The organism is Citrobacter sp. VF227 (assembly GCF_052950715.1).
On record NZ_JBRFVF010000536.1, the window covers coordinates 1 to 445 of the forward strand.

Consider the following 445-nt stretch of genomic DNA (forward strand, 5'->3'; position numbering starts at 1 on the left):
GGAAGGGATGGACCGATCACCCGTGAAAGTTTTACGCATTAAGATGGGCGAGTTTGCCACACTGCGGGAACTGATGGATCGCTTCGTATGGGAGACGCCACCCTAGCAGGTTCGCCTCAATGGCCTCATTGCGCGGGGTTACAGTGAGGAGGTGGAGAAGGGACGTGCGCTAGCAGATGGCGCAACCGGGTACCTAGTCCGGCTGGAAAACCGCGAGCGCGAACGCACCGGCCGTGGGCAAGGGGAAGTAAAGGCCCCCCTGCAAGTAGGTCGCGACAACAACGGCCGGCACAAACACGACGCCGGGATAGATGCGGGATTCCACAGGGCCGGGGTTGATCTCATTGTACGCCAGGGCCGCGTGCGCGAGCGGCGGGATGTGATAGCAGCCGGCACCGTGCGCCTCATACGGCCACTCGGGTAGTGTCTCGAGCAACGTTGGCTG

Annotated in this window: 1 protein-coding gene; it reads right to left on the reverse strand. The window is 62.2% G+C overall.

Features of this window, described 5'->3' with window-relative positions:
* Window positions 1-193 precede the first annotated feature (193 nt).
* Window positions 194-445, reverse strand: a 252-nt coding sequence (locus tag ACU8YC_RS27725; protein ID WP_446896359.1) for a hypothetical protein, incomplete at its 5' end; no start/stop codon positions are given.